Below are 6,000 nucleotides of genomic sequence, written 5' to 3' on the forward strand. Positions count from 1 at the left end.
AGTTGATGTGGCCGACACCATAACGGATTTCTCGAACCCGCTTCGCAGGTCGGTCCTTCAGGATCCCACGGCGGGCCAGGCAGACGCGAATGACGCGTTCTCGCTGGATCTCACGGCGTTCTGGCTGCTGATCAAGCGTAACATCAAGGTTCTGATCGCTGCGGTTCTGGTCGCATTGCTGCTGGCGATCGTCGCCACGCTGCTGACCACCCGGGTGTACGAGGCCACCAGCACGATCCGTTTCGAACCCAATGAAGCGCAGACAATCCAGATCGGCACTCAAGGAGCTTCGATCGGAGCAGGCAGCAGCTTCGACCGGCAGGCGCAGACGCAGAACGATCTGGTCGAAAGCCGTTCTATGGCAAAGCTGGTCTACGACCATGCGCGGCTGAACCGGAACCCGGCGTTCCTGGAAGCGATCGGCTTCGGCAACTCGGCTCTCGATGGAGGGGAGCGGCCCTCGCCCCAGATGATCGAAGCGCGCGCGATCGACTTCCTCGGCAGCCACATCACGGCTGAATCCGAGACCGGCACCGAACTCACCAAGATCAGGTTCAAGTCGAGCAGCCCGCAGCTGGCCGCCGTCCTGGCCAATGCCTATGCCGATGCTGCGGTGCAACAGGACCTCCAGCACAAGTTCGACAGCTCCAGCTACGCCCGCGTCTTCCTGACCAAGCAGCTGAAGCTTGCCCGCGATCGCCTCGAGCAGTCCGAAATGGCGCTCAATGCCTATATCGCCCAGCACGGGCTGATCGCGGTGCAGACCAGCGCCGAAGGTCAGGGAGGAGCCACCACGGTGATCTCCAACCTCGCCAATTCCGCAACTACCGCCAACGAGGCGACCAATCAGCGGATCGCCGCCCAGCAGGCCTGGGAAGCGGCGCAGAACGTCCCGCTGATGAGCGTGCCGCAGGTCATCGCAGCCCCGACGGTTCAAGGCATGCGGGCCCAGCTTGCAGCCGCCCGGGCCAAGCTCCAGCAGGATCGCGCCACCTACGGCGATGCGCATCCCGCCGTCACGATGGACCAGGAGATCGTCGCCAGCCTCAACACCGCCATGCAGGCGGCCGCGAAGGAAGTGATGAACGGCCTTCGTACCCAGTACGAAACCGCGCAGCGCCAGGAGCAGGCGCTTCTCGGCCGTGTGTCCGACCTCAAGGGCGATGCCGTCAACGAAGGCCGCCTCGGTGTGCGTAGCGGCATCCTCAAGCGCGATGTCGAGACCAACCGCAGCCTCTACGACGCCCTGCTCCAGCGGCAGAAGGAAGTCTCGGCTTCGGCGGGCATCAACAAGAGCAGCGTATCGGTGGTCGACAAGGCGATGGTGCCTGCCAAGCCGATCTCGCCCAACCTCTGGCTCAATCTTGCCGTTGGCCTGTTCGCGGGCCTCTTCGCCGGATTGCTCATCGTGCTGATCAAGTCGCAGATCGACCAGCGCCTGCGTTCGCCGACCGACTTCTCGGATGCGACCGGCCTGCCTGTGCTTGGCATCATCCCCAAGCTCGGTGATGGCATGACGGTGGCGGAGGAACTCGCGAATCCGCGATCGGCGCTTTCGGAAGCGTACTTCTCCACGCGCACGCACATTGCCCTGTCGCGGCCGGGTGGACTGCCCAAGACCCTGCTCGTCACCAGTTCGCGCGAGAGCGAGGGCAAGTCGTCCACGACTTATGCCCTTGCCCGCAGCATCGCCAAGATGGGCGCACGCGTGCTGATCATCGACGCCGACCTGCGCAGGCCTTCCGCACACGTCTTCCACGCGCAGGTGACCAACAAGCTCGGCCTTTCCGAGCTTCTGACCCGCAATGCCGAGTTGGAAGCTGTGGTTCGCCACACCGGCGTCGACAACCTCGACATCATTCCCTCGGGCACCATACCGCCCAGCCCGACCGAACTTCTGGCGCACTCGGCATTCGATGCGGTTCTCGCCCTGGCTGCAAGCCGCTATGACGTGGTGCTTGTCGACGGCCCGCCGATCCTTGGCATGGCAGACGCGCTGCTGCTGGCCTCGAAGGTCGAAGCGGTGGTCTTCGTCGCCGAGGCGGAGCGCGTCACACGCTCGTCCGTCCGTCACGCGCTGTCGCGTCTCGCCACCGCCAAGCCGGACGTGCTGGGCGTCATCATCGGCAAGTTCGACGCGGGAGAAGCCAACGAATACTACTACTATTCGTCGAGCTACAGCTACTCGTCAGACAAGGCCTGAAGGGTCGCCCCGGTGCCCAATTCAGCCACGGCGCTCGCGACCCGGCCGAGCGAGCGCCCCATGCACCTGGTCATCGTGCACGATTTCGCGAATGCCGAACTGGGTGCAGGGGCCACTCGCAGCGCGCTCGACAATGCGATCGCGCTGCGACGTAAAGGTATCGAGGTCACTTTCTTCGCCGCCGCCGGGGAGCCTGACGCGGAACTGGTGAACGCCGGCGTCAAGGTACGCCTGCTCGGCCAGGCGGACATCCGCCGCAACGCTTCGCGCGTCGGCGCTGCGGCGCAGGGGATGTGGAACCTCGAAGCGGCGCGGGCGCTGTCCGAACTCATCGCCGAGTGTGACCTCGCCAGTACGGTGTTCCATGTTCATACCTGGTCGAAGGCGCTGTCGCCTTCGGTGCTGCCGCTGCTCACCGCGCCGGGCGTGCACGCGATATTCCACCTGCACGAATACTTCGTCGCCTGCCCCAACGGCGGCTTTTTCCATTATCCCACGCTGTCGATCTGCAAGCGCCGTCCCTTAAGCGCCGGCTGCCTGACGACGCAGTGCGATTCGCGTTCCGGCATGGTCAAGGCCTGGCGCATCGGCCGCCATGCACTGATGCGCATGGGGGCCCACTATCCGGACCGGGCACGCAACTTCGTCCTTCTGAGCGAAACGCAGCGCCGCGCGCTCGAACCCTACCTTCCGGCCGGCGCAAATACCGTGCTGCTGCGCAATCCGATCGCGGTGGAGCGCCAGCCCCGCATTCCACGCCGGAGCGATGCGCCCTTCATCTTCGTCGGGCGCATTTCGAAGGAAAAGGGCCTGGACGTTCTCGTGCGCGGGTTCGCCGACAGGCAGGAGCAGCTTGCCGTTATCGGCGACGGGCCCGATCTCGACTGGCTGAAAGCGGCGCTGCCCCGGGCAGACTTTCGCGGTTGGAACACCAAGCAGCAGGTCCAGCAGGCCATGCGCGAGGCCCGGGCCCTGATCTTTCCCTCCCTATGGTACGAAGGCATGCCGATGGTCGTTCTGGAAGCGCTGGCCTGCGGCGCCCCCGTCATCTCCAGCCGCTGCTCTGCCGCGAGGGAGGTCATCACCGACGGCGTGACAGGGCTGACCTTCGATGAAACCGATCCCGCCGCCCTCTCCCGCGCCGTAGAGGCCCTTGCCAGCGATCCACTCGTCGAACAGATGTCCGAAGCTGCCTACACCACTTACTGGGAGCACCCCTGCGACATGGCGCGCTTCGCCGATGAGACTGAGGCCCTTTACCGCCGAGTATTGCAGGCGTGAGCGGCGCGCTGCCCTTCAGGCCGGAGCGTTCTTCCGGCCGTGTCGCCCACTCGCTTGCGGGAAGCCCCCGGCAAGTGCCCAAGCTGTCTCAGTACCTGCCTTTCGCGTTGTTCTACATCCTCGTGTGCTCGGTGGGCATCACCAGCCTGGCGGAGATAAGCCTTTCCGTCGCGCTGTTCCCGCTCGTGATCTACGGCTATGCCTCGGGCGCCTACGGCACTGCCTTGCGGATGCTGCCGGGCGCCCGCAGGTTGATGCTCGCCATTCTCGCCATCGTTCTCACGATGTGCGCCTGGGACTTCGTGACCGCATTCGGCGCCGACTCGTTCGTGCGCGTGTTTCGCCCGCTCTACGGCCACGCCACGGGGCTGGCGATCGTCCTTTCGGTGCTTGCCCTGTCGCGAACCGAGGCGGCCTCCCGGCGAACGCGCGCCATGTGCCTGGTCATCCTGGCGCTCTCGCTGGCCACCACGTACTTCGTCGGGCCGCGGGGCTACTCCGATCGCTTTCCCGGCCTCTTCAAGCACCCCAACCAGCTTGGCCTGATCTCCGCGATGGCGGCCCTCATCTTTTTCAACATGGCCATAACCTCTCCGTTTCGAAAGGGGCTGCTCTACGGCGCCGGTCTGCTGGCCTCTGGCTGGGCATTGCTGTTGAGCGGATCGAAGACAAGCCTCGTCGTCTTTGCAGGCCTAAGCCTCCTTTCCGTGCCACTGCTGGCGTTCCTGCACAGCGACAAGCGCAAGGCGGGGCTCGAACTCTACCGCAACATGGGGTTTGCCTTGGCGGCCCTCGTCGCGGGCGCAGCGATCCTGCCGTTCGTCTCCGAGCGCGCCTATACCGTTCTCGACAGCTTCGTGACCGGCAACCAGGACGTCGAGAACTATCGCACCGTCACCGCGCGCTCGCTCCTGTGGGAGGAATCGTGGAAGATGGCGGAGACCTACCCGCTGACCGGCGTGGGCGCAGGGCAGCTCATGTCGGACGGCACCGAGCACTCCCACAACGTCTTCATGGATGCGATGCGCACCACCGGGTTCCCCGGGCTCGGGCTTACCATCCTGTTCTTCATCGCGGTCGTGTTCTACATCTTCAGCGCCTATCGTGCGGGGCAGGTCCTGAACTCGGACCCGTCCTCGCAGCTATCGGATCCTACCGTGCGCGGAGTGTTCGTGGGCTCGCTGGTCGCGATGCTGTCGTACCTGCTGTCCAACCAGATGAGCGATTCGTTCGGACCCTCGACGATCCCGTTTTTCTACACGGCGCTCGCATTCTCCCTCGCGCTGTTCGTGCGCAAGGCAGACCCGCTGACCCCTTCGCCTAGGCGCTGATCTTAGGTCAGGCCGGCAGGCGTTCGTTGCCCCGGCCCCGAAAAATTCGCCTGCGCATGTCGAGCGCAGGCTTCTCCACGAGGAGCCAGGATGCAATCGCGAGCGGAAGCGTCGTGGCGAAGCTGACGGCCATCAGGACATACGGATTCGCGATGCCGCCCTCGTAAGCCCAGATCATCTGAACCGGGAACGCGTAGATATAGAGACCGTAGGAGATGTCGCCGAAACGGTTGTAGACCGTCAGAAAGGGAATGCGCGCGAAGCCGAGCCAGAGGATCGCATAGGCGCATGCGACGCAGAACAGCACGCCAAACAACGGAGTTTCCCTGATCAGCAGGGCGGCGGCCAGGAGCACGGCCGCGATGAACCCCGAGAACGGGATGGCATTGCGGTATACATAGACCCCGCCGCCCAGCGCGAAGGCGAGCAGAAGCCTGGAGATGCCGGTGCCCTTGTCGACAAGAGCGGCCGCTACCGCGATCAGAAGGACGAGGCCGAGCCAGAGCCAGTAACGCCGCGGGGCAATACAACCAAGCAAGCCCAGGAGCACCACCGAGGCATAACAGTAGACTTCATAACGAAGGGTCCAGAGCGAACCGTTGATGGGCCGATCCCCCAGCACTCCGGGGAGTTCGTATATCTGCCCGAAGACGATCGCGACGTTCTGCAGGAGATACGCGTAGATCTGCGGGTTGGAGAAGTACGCAAGCGTGCCGTGGCGCGTCAGCAGGGGCCCTGCGACAAGGACTGTGAGCACGATCACGACGACCAGCGCGGGAAACAGACGTGCAGCGCGTGCCGAAAGAAAGTCGGTCAACGAATTCGCGCGTTCGTAGCTCTTCGTGATGAAGAAGCCCGAGATCGCGAAGAACAGCAGCACGCATACGTGCCCGAGCGAAAGCCCGATCATGTTCTCCAGCGGCTCGGCGCTGCGCGGGTCGATGATGGGCCAGGAGTGGGAAACCAGCACGCCGCCTGCCGCAAGGACGCGGATAAGATTGAAGTTGTTGTCGCGCCCGGTGCTGTATTCGGCGAACCGCTTCATCAAAGCCACTCCGTTAGCAGCGCGTTGACGAAGTCGGTGTGATCTGATTCAGCCTGGATACGGAAAGAAGGCGGTCAGCGACGATGGCGATGCGACGTGATGGTGATGTGCAGGCGGATCTGATCGTGTCGTGGTCAGAT

Annotated in this window: 4 protein-coding genes; 3 read left to right on the forward strand and 1 reads right to left on the reverse strand. The window is 64.1% G+C overall.

Features of this window, described 5'->3' with window-relative positions:
* Positions 1-7: 7 nt before the first annotated feature.
* The 3 genes from GR702_RS18745 to GR702_RS18755 all read left to right on the forward strand — a co-directional run bounded on the left by GR702_RS18745 (position 8) and on the right by GR702_RS18755 (position 4,815).
* Positions 8-2,203, forward strand: coding sequence for a polysaccharide biosynthesis tyrosine autokinase (locus GR702_RS18745; RefSeq protein ID WP_160987232.1), 2,196 nt, complete (start codon positions 8-10; stop codon positions 2,201-2,203).
* 12 nt (positions 2,204-2,215) lie between these two features.
* Positions 2,216-3,484 carry a glycosyltransferase gene (locus GR702_RS18750; RefSeq protein ID WP_160987233.1) on the forward strand — a complete coding sequence of 423 codons (1,269 nt, stop codon included), beginning with the start codon at positions 2,216-2,218 and terminating at the stop codon, positions 3,482-3,484.
* A gap of 74 nt (positions 3,485-3,558) precedes the next feature.
* Positions 3,559-4,815 (forward strand): O-antigen ligase family protein, encoded by a 1,257-nt coding sequence (locus GR702_RS18755; protein WP_160987234.1) that lies wholly within the window; start codon positions 3,559-3,561, stop codon positions 4,813-4,815.
* Between the two features lie 7 nt (positions 4,816-4,822).
* Here the strand turns inward: GR702_RS18755 and GR702_RS18760 are convergent, their stop codons facing one another.
* A complete protein-coding gene (locus GR702_RS18760) occupies positions 4,823-5,860 on the reverse strand; it encodes an acyltransferase family protein (RefSeq protein ID WP_160987235.1) in 1,038 nt (345 codons plus the stop codon).
* Positions 5,861-6,000: the final 140 nt, after the last annotated feature.

Source organism: Novosphingobium silvae (assembly GCF_009856825.1).
Lineage (GTDB): Bacteria > Pseudomonadota > Alphaproteobacteria > Sphingomonadales > Sphingomonadaceae > Novosphingobium > Novosphingobium silvae.